At 65.6% G+C, this 18,352-nt stretch carries 15 protein-coding genes; 4 read left to right on the forward strand and 11 right to left on the reverse strand.

Features of this window, described 5'->3' with window-relative positions; translation table 11 throughout:
• Positions 1-66: 66 nt before the first annotated feature.
• Positions 67-720 carry a dephospho-CoA kinase gene (coaE, locus tag V9E98_02685; protein ID MEI2715895.1) on the forward strand — a complete coding sequence of 218 codons (654 nt, stop codon included), beginning with the start codon at positions 67-69 and terminating at the stop codon, positions 718-720.
• A gap of 60 nt (positions 721-780) precedes the next feature.
• On the opposite strand, the gene V9E98_02690 is transcribed toward coaE, so the two are convergent.
• On the reverse strand, positions 781-2,127 hold the full coding sequence (locus V9E98_02690) for a class I adenylate-forming enzyme family protein (GenBank protein ID MEI2715896.1): 1,347 nt from the start codon (positions 2,125-2,127) through the stop codon (positions 781-783).
• Between the two features lie 52 nt (positions 2,128-2,179).
• On the reverse strand, positions 2,180-2,896 hold the full coding sequence (locus tag V9E98_02695; protein ID MEI2715897.1) for an isochorismatase family cysteine hydrolase: 717 nt from the start codon (positions 2,894-2,896) through the stop codon (positions 2,180-2,182).
• Positions 2,897-3,053: 157 nt separating this feature from the next.
• Here V9E98_02695 and V9E98_02700 point away from each other — a divergent pair, with 157 nt between their 5' ends.
• Positions 3,054-5,390 carry a COX15/CtaA family protein gene (locus V9E98_02700; GenBank protein MEI2715898.1) on the forward strand — a complete coding sequence of 779 codons (2,337 nt, stop codon included), beginning with the start codon at positions 3,054-3,056 and terminating at the stop codon, positions 5,388-5,390.
• 251 nt (positions 5,391-5,641) lie between these two features.
• Positions 5,642-6,868, forward strand: a complete 1,227-nt coding sequence (locus V9E98_02705) for a hypothetical protein (GenBank protein ID MEI2715899.1) — start codon at positions 5,642-5,644, stop codon at positions 6,866-6,868.
• Positions 6,869-6,897: 29 nt separating this feature from the next.
• On the opposite strand, the gene V9E98_02710 is transcribed toward V9E98_02705, so the two are convergent.
• A complete protein-coding gene (locus V9E98_02710; protein ID MEI2715900.1) occupies positions 6,898-8,625 on the reverse strand; it encodes a SulP family inorganic anion transporter in 1,728 nt (575 codons plus the stop codon).
• Positions 8,626-8,889: 264 nt separating this feature from the next.
• Here V9E98_02710 and uvrB point away from each other — a divergent pair, with 264 nt between their 5' ends.
• Complete coding sequence (gene uvrB / locus V9E98_02715; protein ID MEI2715901.1) at positions 8,890-10,980, forward strand: excinuclease ABC subunit UvrB; 2,091 nt, start codon at positions 8,890-8,892, stop codon at positions 10,978-10,980.
• Positions 10,981-10,986: 6 nt separating this feature from the next.
• Here the strand turns inward: uvrB and V9E98_02720 are convergent, their stop codons facing one another.
• The 8 genes from V9E98_02720 to V9E98_02755 are packed head-to-tail and all read right to left on the reverse strand — an operon-like array spanning position 10,987 to position 18,319.
• Positions 10,987-11,808, reverse strand: a complete 822-nt coding sequence (locus tag V9E98_02720; GenBank protein MEI2715902.1) for a hypothetical protein — start codon at positions 11,806-11,808, stop codon at positions 10,987-10,989.
• Between the two features lie 55 nt (positions 11,809-11,863).
• Positions 11,864-12,925: a TerC family protein gene (locus V9E98_02725; GenBank protein ID MEI2715903.1), complete on the reverse strand. Its 1,062-nt coding sequence runs from the start codon at positions 12,923-12,925 to the stop codon at positions 11,864-11,866.
• A gap of 34 nt (positions 12,926-12,959) precedes the next feature.
• Complete coding sequence (locus tag V9E98_02730) at positions 12,960-13,268, reverse strand: hypothetical protein (GenBank protein MEI2715904.1); 309 nt, start codon at positions 13,266-13,268, stop codon at positions 12,960-12,962.
• Between the two features lie 32 nt (positions 13,269-13,300).
• Complete coding sequence (locus V9E98_02735) at positions 13,301-14,002, reverse strand: hypothetical protein (GenBank protein ID MEI2715905.1); 702 nt, start codon at positions 14,000-14,002, stop codon at positions 13,301-13,303.
• The gene (locus V9E98_02740) at positions 13,995-15,449 is read right to left on the reverse strand and encodes an MFS transporter (GenBank protein ID MEI2715906.1); all 1,455 of its coding nucleotides are present in this window, start codon (positions 15,447-15,449) and stop codon (positions 13,995-13,997) included. The genes V9E98_02735 and V9E98_02740 overlap by 8 nt, the downstream gene beginning before the upstream one ends.
• Positions 15,443-16,258: a sulfotransferase gene (locus tag V9E98_02745; protein ID MEI2715907.1), complete on the reverse strand. Its 816-nt coding sequence runs from the start codon at positions 16,256-16,258 to the stop codon at positions 15,443-15,445. Before V9E98_02745 ends, V9E98_02740 begins: the two co-directional genes overlap by 7 nt.
• Positions 16,245-17,396 (reverse strand): histidinol-phosphate transaminase, encoded by a 1,152-nt coding sequence (locus V9E98_02750; protein MEI2715908.1) that lies wholly within the window; start codon positions 17,394-17,396, stop codon positions 16,245-16,247. The genes V9E98_02745 and V9E98_02750 overlap by 14 nt, the downstream gene beginning before the upstream one ends.
• Positions 17,397-17,413: 17 nt before the next feature.
• Positions 17,414-18,319: a glycosyltransferase gene (locus V9E98_02755; GenBank protein ID MEI2715909.1), complete on the reverse strand. Its 906-nt coding sequence runs from the start codon at positions 18,317-18,319 to the stop codon at positions 17,414-17,416.
• Between the last annotated feature and the right edge of the window lie 33 nt (positions 18,320-18,352).

An 18,352-nucleotide genomic window follows, 5' to 3' on the forward strand; every position in this document is an offset into this window, starting at 1 on the left:
CACCGGCACCGAAGAACTCTCCTCCTCCGGAGAAACCGCGCCTACGGGTGACGAAACCGCACCTGAGTGACCGATCCCGCTGCCGGGGCTCCTGTCACGAAGATCGCCCTGACCGGGGGGATCGGATCGGGGAAGTCCACCGTGGCGCGCCTCCTCGCCGAGCGTGGCGCCCTGGTGGTGGATGCCGACCAGGTCGCCCGAGATCTCGTCGCACCCGGCCGACCGGCGCTGGCGCAGATCATCGCCGAGTTCGGCGACGGCGTCGTGTTGCCCGACGGCGCACTCGATCGGTCGGGCCTGGCGGCGATCGTGTTCGGTGATGAGCAGCGTTTGGCCGCCCTCAACGCGATCATGTTGCCGCGCATCGCGGGCGAGACCGAGGCCATGCTGGCCCAGGCGCCACCGGGCAGCGTCGTCGTATACGACATGCCGCTTCTGGTCGAGCAGGGCCTGCAGTCCGGCTGGGATCACGTTGTGGTGGTCGAGGCGCCGCTGCCCATACGGCTGGCGCGGCTGGCCCGCGATAGGGGAATGACCGACCCCGAGGCGCGCGCCCGCATGGCCGCCCAGGCAACCGACGAGCAGCGCCGCGCCGTGGCGGACACGCTCATTGTGAACGACGGTGACTTGCGGGAACTCCAGGACGCCGTGACTGCCCTGTGGCAGGCGCTGGCGACCAAGGCGGCCCGGCTGAGGCAGGTGCGCGAGGATCTTCGGTGACCGAGGAGCGCGCCATCCCGACGCCGGCTTCGACCCGCGCGGGAGATGGACAGTCCTGGGCTATTCCCGTCCCGGCAGATCCTGGTACCGGACTTTGCCCATCGTGTTGCGCGGCAGATGCTGAACTCTTGTCCAGACTTTGGGGCGCTTGAAGGCGGCCAGGTTGGCCGTGGCCCACTGCCGAAGGTCGGATTCCGTGGCGCCACCCACATAGGCGACGCAGACTGTCTGGCCCCACCGGTCGCTGGGCTGGGCGTACACGGCCACCTCGTGGACTCCCGGACACTGTGACAGCACCTGCTCGACTTCGGCGGGGTAGACGTTCACACCTCCGCTGATGATGAGGTCCTCCCGGCGCCCGTTCAGGTACACATACCCTTCGTTGTCGCGATGGCCGACATCGCCGACCGTGAACGCGCGGCCTGTGGGCGTCACTCGCCATGCCTGACTGGTCCTCTGAGGGTCGTCCCAGTACTCGAAACGCCCGAAGCTGGGCGGTTCGCACCAGATGGTGCCGTCCGAATCCACGGTGATGGTGCGCCCCGGACGAGCTCGACCGACTGTTCCCTCATGACGTTCCCATTCGGTGCCACGACACGAGGTGAACTGGCCTTCCGTGGAGCCGTAGAACTCCCACACCCGGTCGGCGCCGACCCATGCGTGCACGGCTCTTTTGACGGAGGGCGGGCAGGATGAGCCGGCATGCGCCAGGAGTCGATAGGTCGAGCGCGGCAGGCCGCCGGGTCGTCGGATCAGCAGATTCAATTGCGTGGGGACCGTGAACGCGGTGGTCGGCCGCAGGTGCTGGATCGCGCGTGATATTCGAGTTGGATCGAACCGGCCGGCAAGCGCCACCGCACCGCCCGCCCCAATGGTCGCCAATGCGAATCGCAAGGGAGCCGAGTGGCACAGAGGAGAGTGGACCAGGGTGAGGTCTGATTCGCAGAAACCCCACTGCTGCTGCTCGTCGAGCCACCAATCCCGAGCCTCACTCTCAGACAACGGTGCGTAGACCCCTTTGGGTCGTCCGGTGGTGCCCGATGTGTAGTGCATCGGTCGCCCCAACGGATGATCGGCAAGCTCCGGAACCGGACCTGACCCCTCCTTCTCGAGGGTGACCATCGCGTCAGCGCCGGTGATCACCAGTGCAGCGCGTGCGTCCGAGACGATGTAGTCACGTTCGGCTTCGGTCAGTAGCGCATTGATCATCACCGGGACCGCGCCCATGCGGAGGATGGCGAGAACCAAAGTGACAGTGGCCGCCTGGCCCTGAGGGATGCGCGACTCCGGATCTTGCTCGGGGGTCACGATGGCCACCCGCGATCCGGGTCGCACGCCACGTTCCGTCAGGGCCCGAGCGAAATTTATGGATCGATCGTGAGCGTCGGTAGCTGTCAGCACGATCATCGACGGACGCTGATCCCGAGTCCGCCAGCCACCGACTGCCGCGCGAGCCGCGTCATGTCATAGAGGCGACGACCTCGACGCCGTTGAGGTGCAGATGGTTGAGGAACACGTAGTGGTAGAAGTCCCCGGGGTGGGGATCGATGTGGAACTGGTGTGCGCGGTGCAGGCTGGTTCCATAGGTGTCGACACCATTGGCGGGCACGATGATGCGGCGGTCCCGCTCATCGAACTGGTTGGCCCGCAGGCGCAGGTACATGGCGAGTTGGTACAGACACAGGTCGGAGCAGTCTCCGACGACGATGGCCGTTCGAACGTCGGGGTGAGCGTTTAGCCATCGGTCCAGATTCGTCCCGATGGCCTGGCTCAAGGAGTTCTTCGGGATGACGGTGTAGATGTCCGCGAACGGTAGGGAGGCAATCTCGGGTACGGTCTCGGCTTCATGGGTCCCGGTCCGGGCGTGTGGGGGGTAAGTCGCGAACTCCTCCGCGTCATCGGAGTGGCTGTCCTGGGGAAGCACGAACTGACGAACCCCTTGCTCGTAGGCAGAGCGGAACAAGTCGGCGATGTTGACGGTGTGGCTCGCAACTCGAGGCGAGGCGAGAGTGCCTTCGGTTGTGAAGCCGTTGATCATGTCTACGCAGAAAACCGCCACCTTGTCTGGATCGGCGGCGATGAGACCCGACAGTTCCATCGGGGCCAGGCCCGAATACCAGTGGTCCAGATATTCCAGGAACGGCCGTGACCGTTCCGTGAAGTCTTTGCCGGTCATTGCCAACTCCCGTTCACCGATGGCCTCGGTCCCGTCCTATCACTGTGGTCGGGCGGAATGCCAACGCGAATCACAAGACCGGCGACGGATCAGCGGACCCTCGGCGCCAGTCAGATGGTTACGGCTACTAGGGTCCTAGATTGTGGTGGACGGTTGGGTGGCTCGGCTGGCGAGCGCCCGACCGATTCCCACGGCGGCTCGTTGGCTTTCCTTGGCGACGACTGTCACCGCGTTCTTCCTGATCGTCTTCGGTAGTCATGTCCGGGTCACTGAGTCCGGGATGGGCTGTCCCGATTGGCCGTTGTGTTACGGGCAGGCTGGGCCGATTCTGGAGTTCCACGCCCTGATGGAGCAAGGCCATCGATACGTGGCGGGTCTGGTGTCGCTTCTTGTCTGTACGACTGCGGCTGTCATGTTCTGGTACCGGCGATCACGGCCCGCGACCCTACGTCCGGCTCTGTTCACCCTGGCCATGCTGGTGGTTCAGGTGCTGCTGGGAGCCGTGACGGTGTTCGCCGGCAACGGGTCCCCGACTGTCGCGTTGCACCTCGTCGCTGGGCTCACATTGCTGGGTGGGTCGTGGGTGACGACGCTCTGCGCCTTCGTTCCCAAGGTCCGCGCTCCGGGCCCCCGACTCGCGATCATCGGGTGGGTCGCCGTCACATCGGTGGTGCTGCTCCTGATCGCCGGATCGGTGATCGTCGACTCAGGCTCCGAGGGGCTGTGCGCGAGCATTCCGTTCTGTCCCGTCGGCAATTCGACCGGACAGACTCTGGTGCACATGGTCCATCGCGGCATGGCGTTGCTCGCGGCCGTCGCTGTCTGGAGTTTCGCGCTGCATGCGTGGCGCCACTGGTCGACAGTCCCCCGAGCCCGCGCGATGGCCGTGGTGGCCTCGGCCCTGATCCTCGGCAACGCCGGAATCGGGACTGCGTCCGCACTGCTGATGGCTCCCCCCGCGTTGGCGGATCTGCATCTCGCCGGAGCGGCGGGGGTCATGCTCAGCGTCGTCGGTCTTGCCGTCATCGGATGGCTGGCCGGTGCTGACTCGCCGATGCAGGACGGCCAAGTCGATGGTCCGTCCGATCGAACCCGTGGCGGGAGCTCGTCCTCTGCGCCGCTGCGCGTTCGCGACATGCTGGTGGGCGCGGGAACAGCTGTCATCCTCATGGCTGTCGGCTACGGTCTCGTCGGGCAGCAACCAGGGGTCGGCTTCGGGACTCTGGCGGCGGCGGAACCGGTCCAGGTGACGGTTGCTCCGACCGGTCACACAACGACGGTCGATGTGGTCATCGAAGGGATGAGATTCATCCCTGGAGCGCTCGAGGTTCCCGCGGGGGACCAGCTGGTGCTCAACGTGGCGAATACGGGCGACCGTGCCCATGACCTCGTCCTGGAGCTGGGGCCACGCACCACTCGATTGGCCCCGGGAGAGTCTCAGGTCGTCGATGTCGGAGTCGTGTCCGAATCCCTGACGGGGTGGTGCTCTGTCGCGGGGCACCGTTCCATGGGAATGACCTTGAGCATCAACGTGATCGGTGGGTCAACAGCTGAGGGTGCACATCACCCCCCAGCGGTCGGTGTGACGCCGCCGGATACCACTGGGGCAAGTATGTCCGGCGGAGTCGATCTGATGGCCGAGCCCGGTCCGGAGTTCTCCCCGCGGGAACCGACGCTGCCACGCCCCGGAGCGAATCGGGTGCACCGCGTGAGACTCGTGGTCACGGAGACGGAGCAAGAGGTCGCCCCCGGAGTCCGCCAAACGCGATGGACATTCGGTGGTGCCGCCCCTGGACCTGTACTACGAGGCCGCGTCGGTGATCGGTTCGTCGTGACGTTGGTCAACGATGGAACCATTGGGCACTCGATCGACTTTCACGCCGGAGCTTTGGCGCCCGACCGGCCCATGCGGACGATCGAGCCCGGTCAGAAACTCAAGTACAAGTTCACCGCCACCAAATCCGGCATCTGGATGTATCACTGCTCCACCATGCCGATGTCGATGCACATCGCCAACGGGATGTTCGGCGCGGTTGTCATAGATCCGGTCGATCTGCCCGCCGTGGATCGCGAGTTCCTCCTGGTGCAATCCGAGTTCTACCTCGGCGAGGGCAGCGATCTTGCCGACGCCGACAAGATCGCGGCGCAGCGACCCGACCTCCTCGCGTTCAACGGGTACCCGATGCAGTACGACCACCACCCCCTGCATGCGCGTGCGGGGGAGCGCGTACGTTTCTGGGTGCTCGATGCCGGCCCGAATCGACCCAGTGCCTTTCATGTCGTCGGTGGTCAGTTCGACACGGTCTGGCAGGAAGGGGCATACAGCCTGCGGCGGGGGTCGGGCGGCTCACAGGTGCTGGCCCTTCAACCCGCACAGGGTGGTTTCGTGGAACTGGAGGTTCCCGAACCGGGCAACTATCCCTTCGTGAGTCACATCATGTCGGATGCGGAACGAGGCGCACACGGACGTCTCATGGTCGGCGGCAAGGGCTGACAAGCGCAGTTTCACCGGCGTCCCGCACAGAGTATTGCTGGGTGTCACCTGCGGTGGATCCGCTGCATCAGGACGCTGAAACTGTCCCTCGTCCGGGAGTCGGCATGAGTGCCGTGACGCTCGCGAGGGGATCAGCGCGGACCTGCATCGCCGGGCGGGGGCTGGTTGACTGTGGGGCATTCGGGTGCGGTGGGAGCAGCATTCCGCGCCGTCTGACAGCACCGTGCGTTGCGCGGTGGGGAAGGTCGCTGATGTCGCTGCAGACTGACCTCGAGACAGGTAACTACGACGAAGTCATCACCGAGACGCGGGATTGGGTCGCTGCGGACCCGAGCGCGGCGTTCGCGGATGCCACGGTGAAGCGGTGGATGTCGATGAGGTGGAAGGACCTGTTCCTGCGCGAGGCCGTGCAGGATCCCGCGGCGATCAAGACGGCCGAGAAGCGCATCAGTCTGGCGAATCCGGTGTCACCGCGGCTCGGCCCCGATCGACGCAGTGACCGTCAAAAGATCGCTGACCGGTTCCTGAAAGGGTTGGCGGCGCCGGACTGGGAGATCGAACTCCCCGACCCCGAGGTCAGCATCCAGAACACCACCTTGGTGCTGTGCCCCGGACTGTTGTCGGGGATCCTGCACCCCGGCGCCCACGCGTTCGTCGAGGACGCTCCCGTCATCGAACAAGAACGCGGCTGGAAGACGCTGCGGGCCGACCTGCATCCCTTCCGCGGGTGTGTGGCCAACGAGGAAGACCTGATCGCGGCTCTCGACCGGGGCGAGGGATTCACAGCCGACCTGTCGCCTATCGAGGACCCGCAACCGCCCGGTGATGTGTGGCTCATCGGCTACAGCAAGGGTGGTCCGGACGTCCTCACCTTCCTCGTCGATCATCCGGAATACGCCGACCGCATTAAAGGCGTCTTCACGTGGGCCGGTGCGATGAGTGGCTCGTACTCGGCGGATGCCATCTACGAGCAGATCAAGGATATGGACACGCAGGCGATCTCGGACAACCTGGACCGGTTCCTGCAGATGTTGTCACCCGGCGTCGTGGAGCGCAGTGGACTGCGGCGGGTTGACGAGTACGACATCAAGCAAGCCTTCTACGATCTGCAGACATCGGTGCGTGAGCAGTTCAACCGTGACCACGCCGACATGATCAGCGAACTGGGAGTCCCGTTCTTCTCGCTGACCGGATCCACCACGCCGTTGGAAGCGCCCAGTTTCCAGTTCGCCGACACGGTGAAGATGTCACAGTACGACGCCAACAACGACATGCAGTTGACCCAGAAGCAGGCAACGATGGACATCCCCATCGCCACCCATTTGGCGATGCTGCATGGTCACCACTGGGACATCGCCTACGCGCCCTTCCCGGCCCGCATGCAGGCTGTGTCGCCCAACCTCGACCACCCGTTCCCCCGCAAAGCCGCTTTGGCGGCCTCGTGGGTGTTTCTCGCGGAACTCGGCCTGATCGACTGATCGGCTGGTTGTCAGAGTGAAGCAGTGCTTCAGCGGGGCAGCGATTCGCCGGCGACGCGCACTGTCTGGGAGATGGAGTGCCACATGTGCCCCTCGCCGAGTAACTCCGTGAAGCCGGTTCGATCGAGGACCCGGCGCGCCTGGTAATGCAGCCGAGCGATGTAGAGATCGATCTCGCCTGCCCGCAACTCGTTGACAAGGCTGACGAGCGCATCCGAAGTTGTGGAGTCCATCTGGCTGGAGGCCTCGAGGTCGAGCACCACCACGCGCGTATCTGGGTGACTGTCGACGAACTCGAGAACGGCATCATGGGCTCGCGCGGCATTGGCCCAGAACAGCGGCGTGTTGAGTCGCAGCACCGCCACACCATGTTCGGTGACCCGGTTGGGGTGTTCCACGATGGCACCCCACCCCGCCACCTCGCCCGGGATCCGACCCAACTCGTCGATCGTGACCCGGCTGGACCGAAACGTGATCCCGACGACTGAGATCGCAACCGCCGCGAGGAGCCCGTACAGCGGTCCGAACAGCAGGACACCCAGCAGACCGGTTAGCGCGGCGACCAGGTCGACGGTGCGGGCCTTGCGGTAGCGGTTCAGCGTCGGCCAGTCGAGCAATGGCCAGACACTCGCGATGACGATCGCTGACAGCACCACTCGTGGGACGTTCGCGAGTACTCCGGTCAGGGCGACCAGGACCAGCAGGACACATGCCACGGTGACGAAACTGCTCACTTGGGTCCGGGCCCCACTCATCGCCGCCGTGGAGGTTCGGCTGAGGCTGCCCGTCACAGACATCCCACCGGTGAATCCGCTGGCGATGTTCGACATGCCCGTTCCGAAGAACTCCTGGTCCGAGTTCACCCGATAACCACCCTGGGCCGCGAAGAGGCGGGCTGCGGACAGTCCTTCACCGACTCCTGCAATGGCCACGGCGAGCCCCCCCAGCAGGATCGTTCCGGCGTCCGCCGCGGTGATGCTGGGCACCGAGAACGAGGGAAGGCCCGGTGGGATCGCTCCGAGTACTTCGACGCCTTCTTCCACGGCAGGCAGGAAGACCGCCACAGCGATCCCGACGGCCATCAGGATCAGGGCCCACGGAATGGCCCGTGACAGCAGGGGACCGACGAAGACGATCGCGAGCGCGATGACTCCCAGAATCAGGGTGTGGATGTCGGTCTGGGGCAGTTGGGTCAGGCTCTGCATCAGGCGCGGCACGAACTGAGGCGTGGTGACCGGAATCCCCAACAGGTGGGGCAGTTCGCCGACTATGACGACCAGTGAAAGTCCGATGCTGAATCCGGTGATCACCGGTCTTGAGATGAAGTCGGTCACCCACCCCAAGCGCAGGACTCCGATGAAGGCGAGGAACAGTCCGGCCGATATCGCAACGCCGGCAGTGAGCGCGGTGGCCTTGGCCGGGTCGTCTCGCCCGACGATGTCGAAGACGACAGCACCGGACATGATCGCGACTGTCGATGTCGGGCCGATGGAGACCTGGCGTGATGATCCGAAGATTGCGTACAAGATCAGGGCCGCAGGGAGCGCGTACAACCCCACCTGGACCGGTACGTCGGCAACGGTGGAGTACCCCATCGCGGTGGGGATGGCCACTGACGCCACCGCGAGGCCCGCCACGATGTCGCCGCGCAGGTACATCCGGCGATAGCGTGGCAGCCAGCCGACGATCGGCACGTACTGGGCGATCGTGCTGGTCGGCGTCGGCGGGGGTGTCGTCGTCGGTGTGGCGGCTGGCATGGGTGGCTCTCAGTGGTGGCTTGCTCTGCGGGGTTGGTGGTAGCTGCGGCGTGTTGTCGCAGGGCAGACCGATCGCCGCGCCTACCCGACCGATCGCACCGTGCGAACCGATCGCCATGCTTGAACGAACGGTGAACCTGAGGTTACCCACTCGTGGCATTCCGTTTCCCGCCCAACGACCACCCGCAGACCAGCCGGGACGGTGGTCGGGATCGGAAACCGCGTCGGGGGTAGGGCGTCGTGGGTGGGGCGTAGCGTATCCACATGGCCCGTCCCGTCACTGATCTGCAGCGCACCGTGGCCCCATTCGAGGTGGTGTCGGAGTTCGAGCCGGCCGGCGACCAGCCCACCGCGATCGCCGAGATCACCCGGCGCATCCAAGCGGGCGAGCGCGACGTTGTCCTGCTGGGAGCCACGGGCACGGGTAAGTCCGCAACAACGGCGTGGCTGGTCGAGCAGCTGCAGCGACCGACGCTGGTGCTGGCGCCCAACAAGACCCTCGCCGCCCAGCTCGCGAACGAGTTCCGCGAACTCCTGCCGAACAACGCCGTCGAGTACTTCGTGTCGTACTACGACTACTACCAACCTGAGGCGTACATCCCCCAGTCGGATACCTACATCGAGAAGGACTCCTCGATCAACGAGGAAGTCGAACGATTGCGGCACTCGGCGACGAACTCCCTGCTCACTCGCCGGGATGTTCTGGTGGTCGCCTCGGTATCCGCGATCTACGGGCTCGGCACGCCGCAGGAGTACGTCGATCGCATGGTGCAACTGCGGGTCGGCGGTACCTGGGATCGCGATGGGCTGTTGCGGCGCCTCGTCGAGATGCAGTACGTCCGCAATGACGTCGCCTTCCAGCGTGGCACGTTCCGGGTGCGGGGTGACACCGTCGAGATCTTCCCTGTCTACGAGGAGCATCCCGTGCGCGTCGAGATGTTCGGGGACGAGGTCGATCGGCTCATGACCTTGCATCCCGTCACCGGCGAGGTACTCACCGAGGACCAGGAACTCTACGTCTTTCCCGCCACTCACTATGTGGCCGGTCCCGAGCGGATGCAGCGGGCCGTGCGTGACATCGAGCAGGAGTTGGGGCAGCGACTTGCGGAGTTGGAGCGGCAGAACAAGTTGCTGGAGGCGCAGCGGCTACGAATGCGCACGGAGTATGACATCGAGATGATGCGGCAGGTGGGCAGTTGCAGCGGCATCGAGAACTACTCGCGCCACATCGACGGCCGCGGACCCGGCACTCCTCCGAACTGTCTGCTCGACTACTTTCCCGAGGACTTCCTCCTGGTGATCGACGAGTCGCATGTGACCGTTCCGCAGATCGGCGGCATGTACGAAGGTGACATGAGCCGCAAACGCAATCTCGTCGACCATGGATTCCGACTGCCGTCGGCGATGGACAACCGGCCGTTGCGGTGGGAGGAGTTCGTCGATCGCATCGGTCAGACCATCTATCTGTCCGCCACGCCGGGCCCCTACGAACTTCAGCGAGTCCACAACGATGTCGTCGAGCAAGTCATCCGGCCGACGGGCCTGCTCGATCCCGAGATCATCCTCAAGCCCACCAAGGGGCAGATCGACGATCTCATCGCCGAGATCCGCACCCGGCAGGACCGCGACGAGAGGGTCCTGGTGACCACCTTGACCAAACGGATGGCCGAGGACTTGACCGACTACCTGCTCGAGCAAGGCATCAGGGTGCGCTACCTGCACTCGGACATCGACACCATCCGCCGGATCGAACTGCTGCGTGAACTTCGTCTGGGGGAGTACGACGTCCTGGTGGGCATCAATCTTCTCCGCGAAGGCCTTGATCTGCCCGAGGTTTCCCTCGTCTCGATTCTCGATGCCGACAAGGAGGGCTTCCTACGCAGTGAACGCAGCCTGATCCAGACCATCGGCCGCGCCGCTCGCAACGTCTCCGGACAGGTGCACATGTACGCCGACGACATCACGGATTCCATGCGTACTGCGATCGACGAGACCAATCGTCGGCGTGCCAAGCAGGCCTCCTACAACACCGAGCACGGGATCGACCCAACGCCGCTTCGCAAGCGCATCGCGGATCTCACCGATCTCCTCGCCCGAGAGGACGAGGACACCGAGACTCTCTTGGGATCCGGGCGCAACCAAAGCCGTGGGCGGGGCCGGGTCAGTGTCGTGTCCCCGGTGGCGGAACGGCAGCCACGCAGCCTGGCCGAGTCGGAACTGCTCGACCTGATCGAGCAACTGACCGAACAGATGCATGTGGCCGCCGCGGAACTTCAGTTCGAAGTCGCCGCGAGATACCGCGACGAGATCCACGGCCTCAAGCGCGAACTGCGTGGCATGCAGGAGGCCACCTGACCCCCATCACGGAGCAGTGACAGCAGCGTCCACGACTTCGGCGAACCCGGCGCAGCCCGAACCCCCGATGTGGACTCCATCGGGGGCCATCCACTCTGGATGTTCGGCCGCTTGTGCCGCGAAGTCGGCGATCCGCACATTGTCGTAGTTCTGCGCCTTCGAGCGGATCATTCTGTTCAGGGAATCCGCAAACGAGTACTTGTCCTCCGCGGGCAAGGCGATGGTCACCCACACGACGCGCCGGTCGGTTCCAGTGACTGTCATCACCTCGTCGAACCCGGACTCCGCGAAAGGGCCGTTGGTGCCCAGGTGCACGACCACTGTGTTCGGTAAACCATTCCCGGCATGCGAGCGCAGGCTCTGCAGACCGACATCGAACTGTCGACCCACCTCGGAGTCCACTGAATACCCCAACGGAGCCAGGCAACTCTCAGCTCCCAGTGAGACGGAGTCGCCGATCAGCAAGCCTCCCGAGGGGCGAGGTTCGGGGCGGGCGCGAGCCACCGACCGCACTGTGGCGGCTTCGCCGTCGGAGTCCGACTCAGCCTCTGTCGCTGCCTCGCGGACGTCCCGGGCCCGACCGATCGTGCGCAGCAGACTCTCATGCGAGGAGCGTGCGGCTGTCAGAGATCCGATGACCGCGGTGCGCACCCGCATCAGCCGGTCGACGAACGGATCGAGTTGGGCGGCGGCGACGGCATCCGCCGCAGCGGCATCGGCGGCGGCCTGCGTCTCGCTGCGATTGTGCAGGTTCATCATGACCGCGGCGAGCGCGATCACGGTGAGCAGGATCGCGCCTGAGACGAGGATCGTCGTGCGCCTGCTCACGCTCACGGACTGTAGTCGCCAGGTGCGTGAGGTGGGGCGGATTCGGGCAAACCGGTCAGTCGTCGGAGGCCGGGGCTCGCTCACCGCCCCGGTCGTCGCCGAGGGATTCCAGTGCTTCGGCCTCATGGCGCAGGGACTGCGACCGAAGGGCTGAAGCGCCGGGCGTGACCAGCCCGGGGTGGGTCCGCACGTACAGGAGGGAGGCGACGGTGGTGATGGCAAGGACCCCGATGATCACGGCCAGTGACTGCACGATCGAGATCTCCGGAACGTGGAGGTCGGTCGTCTCATTGATGGCATGCAGGATCAACTTGACGCCGATGAATCCCAGGATCACCGCCAGGCCGATCGACAAGAACACCAGCCGTTCCAGCAGGCCGCTCACGAGGAAGTACAACTGGCGCAGACCCATGAGGGCGAAGGCATTGGCGGCGAAGACCAAGTAGGCCTCCTGCGTCAGACCGAAGATCGCGGGAATCGAATCCAGCGCGAACAACACGTCGGTCGTGCCGATCGCGACCATGACGAGCAGCATCGGGGTGAGAACCCGCCGACCGTCGACCACCGCAGTCAGCGCAGAGCCGTGGTACTCCCGCGTGGTGGGAAAGAAGCGCTCCACAGTTCGGACGACGATGTTGTTGCCCGCCTCAGAGTCGTCGTCCTCACCCCCGCGCAAGAGTTTCACCGCTGTGAGGATCAGCAAGGCACCGAACAGGTAGAACGTGAAACTGAAGCGCTGCAAAGCTGCTGCGCCGACGACGATGAGGATGCCGCGCAGGATCAGCGCGATCAGGACCCCGACCAGCAGCACCCGGTGCTGATGGATGCGAGGCACGGCGAATGACGCCATGATCACGATGAACACGAACAGGTTGTCGACGCTCAGCGAGTACTCGGTGATGTAGCCGGCGAAGAACTCACCGGCCTTCGCGGCGCCGAACGCCATGTAGATGAAGATTCCGAAGGCAATTGCCAAGGCGATGTAGAACACGACCCACCGAGTGGCCTGCTTCGGTCCGAACTCTCCGGGTTTGCTGTCGACCAGCAAGAGATCGAGAACGATAATGCCCAGCAGCCCGACGATGGTCGCAGCCCACAACCACCCGGGGACATCCACGCGCCCAGGGTACCCGGCCGGCTGGGTTGCCCGATCAGCGTGAAGGTGGCGTCGAGTTCATCACCACGCGCGCTGCGGCGAGATCGTCGGCGGGTACCTGCACCTGGTAACTGCCGTCCAGATCGACCACCCGGTGGCGAATGCCGGCCCGGTCCAGGCCCGCTGCCAGCCGACTGCAATCACCCCACGTGTGGGGACCGAGGACCGGTGCCAGCACATCGTCGTCCGCCAGGCGGGAGCGATTGCCACGGAAGTTGCGCCGGAGCAGCCACACCACGAGCAGTAGGGCGGAAAGGGCGAACAGGGGCCCGAACGCATACGAGAACGAACCCCAGGACGGCATGTCTCGATTGTCGTTCGGTTCGGCACTTTCGGCTATTCGGCGAACCATGCATCAGCCAGGTCGAGGAACTCGTAGTCGGCCGCGTACCAGCCGCGCAGATTGGCCCGAGACCTGGCCGTGACCTCTGCGGGCCGAGGGGGCAGCGGCGGATTGCGATGAGCGGTATCGGCGGCTCGCGGTAGTTGGAAGCGATCGGGCGGGATTCCGAGCCGAGCGGCCAGACGCGGGGCGTCGGTGTCCAGCGTCCGGGTTCGTAACATCGCCAGGCATTCCCCACGACGTCGCTGCAGGGTGTCGGGGTTCTCGAACCAGTCCCAGTAACTGGATCGGACGTGGTTGATCGAGCGCATGGCTCGTTCGGCTTCCGCGCGCAGGTCCCGGTCCTCGCAGTCGAGGGCCGCCCCGAGATCGTGCGGGTGTGTGAAGCGGGCGAACGCAATGGCCTCGGCGTGGGAGTGGGGATAGTCGTAGCGCGGACGGCCGCAGCGCATCCGGCTGCCGAAGGCGCTCACGAACCGGTCGATCGGGTCCCGGGCGGTGAACACCCACGGTTCCCCCGGCGGGAGTTGCGCCAGGGTGACCTCATGGCCGTGACAAGCGACACGGATGCGGCTGTACCGGTCAGCGGCCCGAAAGGCATCGACGAGTGCGGTCGATCCGGTCTTCCCGATCCGCAGCAGATGCACGACCGGGCGGTGATCGCTGGGCATGCCTCGATCGAACTCGTCACTCACGGGTGGCTCCCCCCTGCTCGTGACCGAGTGGGGGCGACTGTTCGGGACCTCGCAGCCGCTCGCCCGCGACCGGCCGCAGCCGCGTGCCGGCGAAAAGAAGAGCGAGGGTGAGGACGACCATTCCACCGAGGAGGCCGAAAGCCAGTGCCGCTTGGGCCGGCGCCGATGTGAATCGACTGGCCCCGATCCCGCTGAGCGCCGACAACACGACAAGTCCGGTCAGAGCGCTCGTCTGTCGGGCCGTTCCCAGCACCCCGCTGGCCATGAGCCGGTCTTGGCGACCCGCCTCGTTCATCGCCGCGGTGTTGGCGGGTGTCTGGCACAACGCCAGCCCAAGTCCGGCGAGAGTGAACGCGGGCACGAATCCCCAATAGGAGCGAGTAGGGATGCTGGCCAGCATGATGATCAGCCCTACACCGGCCAGACCCAACCCCCCCACGATGGGTTTGCGCGGACCGAAGCGGTCTACGGCACGGCCCGCGAAGAACTGCCCGAACGTCAGCGCGAGGGTCAACGGCAGCAATCCGGCGCCCGCCAGGAACGGGGACATTCCGAGTGCATCCTGCATGTAGGCGGGGAAGGCGATGACCCCCCACATCTGCACGAAGCCCACCGCGACGATGACCATGAGCGCAGCCGAGAAGACCGGACGGGTGAGTTGACCGACCGGGATGATCGGATTCGGGGCCCTGCGTTCGACGACCAGGAACACCCCGACGAGCCCTGCGCCCACGACCGCCAGAATCAGCGGAATGATCGGATCGGTCGGATTGCCGAGCGACAGTTGAATGAGGCCGTAACTCACCAGCGTCAAAGAGGCGATCAGCGTGATGAGACCGGCCGTGTCGAACCGGCCCCCCACGGATTCCCGCCGGACCTCGGGCAGGCCGGAGGCTAGCCCCAGGATGTAGGGGAGGGCCAGCAGGGACAGGATCGGGTTGACGAAGAACACCCAGCGCCAGCCCAGCGTCTCGACGAGGAGTCCACCGATGAGAGGACCGCTGGACAGCGCGATGGTGGTGATTGCGGTGTAGAGAGCGATTCCGCGGCCGCGTCGGTCGCGCGGGAACGCGTTGGCCACCATGGCCTGGGAGGCGGTGAACATGGCAGCGGCCGCCAACCCCTGGATGAACCGGGCCACCGCCAGCATGGTGCCGTCGACCGACAGACCGGCCCCCAAGGACCCGAGAGCAAAACCGATGATCCCCACGACAAACATCGGGCGTTGCCCGACGTGCCGCCCCAGGGCGCCGAACGCAGCAGCGAAGGCCGCGAGCGGCAGCAGGTAGGCCACGACCGCCCACAGGGCCTCGTCGCTGTCCAACCCGAGATCGACGGTCATCGTCGGCAGGGCCACCCCGATGATCGTCTGGTCGAGGAACCCGCCGACGGTAGCGGCCCCCGCCGCCAGCATGACGACGGCCCGCTGGCGAGTGAGACTCACCATGGTGGCGCCCCGGCCGACTGGTCGGCCAGCAGTGGCAGGGTGGCGATCGCGCGCTGCACACGATCCTGGACGTCGGCGGGCCAGTCCACTGATTCGGCCGTGCGCCTCACCTGCGGCCTGACGATCGCGGCACACCGATCCAAGTAGTCGGCGGGCGCATCATCCACTCCGAGGAACCCCAGTGTCCTGCTTAGTTCCCCGCGGGGATCGAGGGCGAGCCGTTCCAGGCTGGTGACGTGCACCGGTGCCGGTGGGGAGTCGACAAGGCGCTGCGTCACGGTTGCCAGCAACAGGTACCAGTCGGTGGCGGCGTGCAGGGGGTCCGGCCGACATGAGAACCAGGCCGGGGTGTCGGTGCTGAGGTGACGGGACAGCGTCGCGATGGTGTCGAAGGGGTCTCGCGTGACGCACAGCAAGCGCAGCGGAAGTCCCATGATGTCGCCGACCCGCGCCAAGGTGCCCGGGTAGAGAGCCTCGATCTCGACGGTCCCGGCCGCCTTCTTGTCGCCGATCACGCGAAGTGCTGGGGTTCGGTCGGTCTTTTCGTCAGGACCCGCGACGGTGTAGTCGTAGCCATTCCACTCGCGCCCACGGGCCGCGAAGTCCGCCTCGCGCGCGAGCAGTACCTGCATGATCCGCGCACGATCCGCGCCGGCGGCCACGAGAGCCGCAACGTCGGCCTCCTGCGCGATCAGAACGGACGGGTGGGCGTTGAGCAGCGATCCGAGAAGGGTTGTACCGCTGCGCGACCAGCCGAGGAACTGGCAGAAGACCGCATCCGGCAGCAGGAGGAGATCAGTGCGATGCATCAGCCAACACCGCCACCAGTCGGTCATTTTCCTCTCGGGTCCCCACGGTGATCCGCACGCACGAGGGCAGTCCCGGTTCGTCCTCGATGGCACGGATAGCGATGCCGTTCGTGCGGGCCTGGCCCACGACCTGCGCCGTCCTTGGGCCCATCGGAAACGTCAGGAAATTGGCGGTGGCCGGCAAGGGGGCACCGAGAGTCGGTTGTAGCGCTGCGGCGAGTCGGTCTCGCTCCGCGCGCATCCTCCTCATACGGGTGTCGAAGTCGTCCGGATGCTCATCGAGAGCGGCCAGTGCCGCGGCCTGAGTCAGCGCACTGACGCTGCCGGGCAGCATGGCCGACCGCCACCGTCGGGCCCGCTCGGTGCCAGTCACCGCATAACCGAGTCGGATGCCGGCCAGGGCGCGGGCTTTGGAGAAACTTCGCGTCACGATCAGGGATTCGGAGCCCGCGTGCACGCTGGTGGCGAGTGCGCCGGGACCCTCGTGGAACTCGGCGTACGCCTCGTCGATGAGGATGACGGTGTCGGGATATTCGGCGAGGAGGCGGTCGATGCTTGCGAGATCCTCCGGAACGCCGATTGGATTGACGGGGTGATTCAGGCACACCATTGCCCCACTCGCTGAAGAACCGAGGATGGCATCACGAAGTGCTTCTTCATTGGTGCCGAAGTCCGGACTGCGGGGGACCGTGGTGAGCGGTGTGTCCAGCGCCGCACAGAGCCGCCGGAATCCGGCGTAGCCCGGCACTTGGGCGATGACGTGGCGCCTGGCGGCCCGGGCCTCTTCGACGGCCAGGCGCAGCAGGGTCATGGAACCCGCACCCACGACGACGTTGTCGGCGGTGACCCCGCGGCCGCCGCAGCCAGAGAGCACGTCCGCGAGTCGGGTGCGCAGTTCCTCGGCAGTCTCGGGGCCGTACCGATGTAGGGCCTGCAGACGCCGGGTGAGAGCGGGAACGAAGCCGGGCGGGGGCTCGGGCCCGTTGTTCACGTCCAGTCGAAGGGGAGGCGGGGCACCGATGTCGCGTCCGCCCAGCGCGGAGAAGTCCGGGAGGTCTCGGTCATTGTCGGGTTCTGGAGCGGCCTCAGGTTCTGCGACGGCCTTGGGTTGTTCGGCGGTCTCAGGTTCTCTTTCCATGTCAGGTGGTTTCCATGTCAGATGGTCACATCGACGCCGTGGGCTGAGAACGCGGCGAGCTTGTACTCGCGGTATCCCGGGATCAAAGCGCAGACCCGGTGCCAGTTGGGATTGTCGGCCTTGTTGGGACGATCAACGATCATTGCGGTCCGGTCGGCCTCTTCGCTTATGCGGCCGATGTCTGGAGCCGCCGCCGACTCCTGGTGGTACACCGCCATGCCGGGGACAAAGACCGGCTCCGCGTGCGCCCGGGTGATCATCCGATAGGCGAACTCGTCATCCTCGTACCCCCAGTTGCCGTCGAAGGCCTCGTCATAACCCCCGACCGCCACTGCGTCCGCGCGACGGAAGGCGGTGTTGCCGCCGTGCATCATGTCCCACGGGTGGGGCAGATCCGGCAGCGCCTCGACTGCGGGGAACCGCCGATCGCGGTTCAGGTGGTAGTTCGAGGGGCTGGCCACCGGGGGTGCGTCAGTCAGCGCATCCGAGGACTCCAGAATGTCCTCGATGGAGACATCACTGGTGTCGACGAAAAGCCGCTCCCCGGTCATCATCAGCGCCCGGTCGCTCTCGCCGGCTGTGTCAAGGATCGCGGCAACCGCACCAGGGTTCGGACAGCAATCCGAGTCGAGGGTCCAGATCCATGCGCTCCGGGCCAGGGAGATGGCCAGATTGCGGGCCCGGCACAGTGCAAACGGGTGCGGGAGCCGAGGCTGATGAACCAGCGTGATGGACAGAGTCTCTCCGAAACGCGCGACGACATCGTCCAGTCCCGCCTGTTTGGAGTTGTTGTCCACCACGATGACCTCGAACGCCTCAGGTTCCGCCGTCTGAACCGACAGTGCAGCGAGGGTGCGACCCAATTGTGCGAAGTTGTCGTGGCAGGGGATCACCGCTGAGACGGTCGGATCACTACTGTCCATGGCGGAACTTCAACCCTCCCGGCCACCAGAATC

The sequence above is a fragment of the Candidatus Nanopelagicales bacterium genome (genome assembly GCA_037045355.1).
Classification (GTDB): Bacteria; Actinomycetota; Actinomycetes; order S36-B12.

Excerpts from the sequence above, each read along its gene's own strand:
- V9E98_02690 (MEI2715896.1), bottom strand. The coding sequence starts at position 2,127 with ATGATCGTGCTGACAGCTACCGACGCTCACGATCGATCCATAAATTTC.
- V9E98_02695 (MEI2715897.1), bottom strand. The coding sequence starts at position 2,896 with ATGACCGGCAAAGACTTCACGGAACGGTCACGGCCGTTCCTGGAATAT.
- V9E98_02705 (MEI2715899.1), top strand. The coding sequence starts at position 5,642 with ATGTCGCTGCAGACTGACCTCGAGACAGGTAACTACGACGAAGTCATC.
- V9E98_02710 (MEI2715900.1), bottom strand. The coding sequence starts at position 8,625 with ATGCCAGCCGCCACACCGACGACGACACCCCCGCCGACGCCGACCAGC.
- uvrB (MEI2715901.1), top strand. The coding sequence starts at position 8,890 with ATGGCCCGTCCCGTCACTGATCTGCAGCGCACCGTGGCCCCATTCGAG.
- V9E98_02730 (MEI2715904.1), bottom strand. The coding sequence starts at position 13,268 with ATGCCGTCCTGGGGTTCGTTCTCGTATGCGTTCGGGCCCCTGTTCGCC.
- V9E98_02740 (MEI2715906.1), bottom strand. The coding sequence starts at position 15,449 with ATGGTGAGTCTCACTCGCCAGCGGGCCGTCGTCATGCTGGCGGCGGGG.
- V9E98_02745 (MEI2715907.1), bottom strand. The coding sequence starts at position 16,258 with ATGCATCGCACTGATCTCCTCCTGCTGCCGGATGCGGTCTTCTGCCAG.
- V9E98_02750 (MEI2715908.1), bottom strand. The coding sequence starts at position 17,396 with ATGGAAAGAGAACCTGAGACCGCCGAACAACCCAAGGCCGTCGCAGAA.
- V9E98_02755 (MEI2715909.1), bottom strand. The coding sequence starts at position 18,319 with ATGGACAGTAGTGATCCGACCGTCTCAGCGGTGATCCCCTGCCACGAC.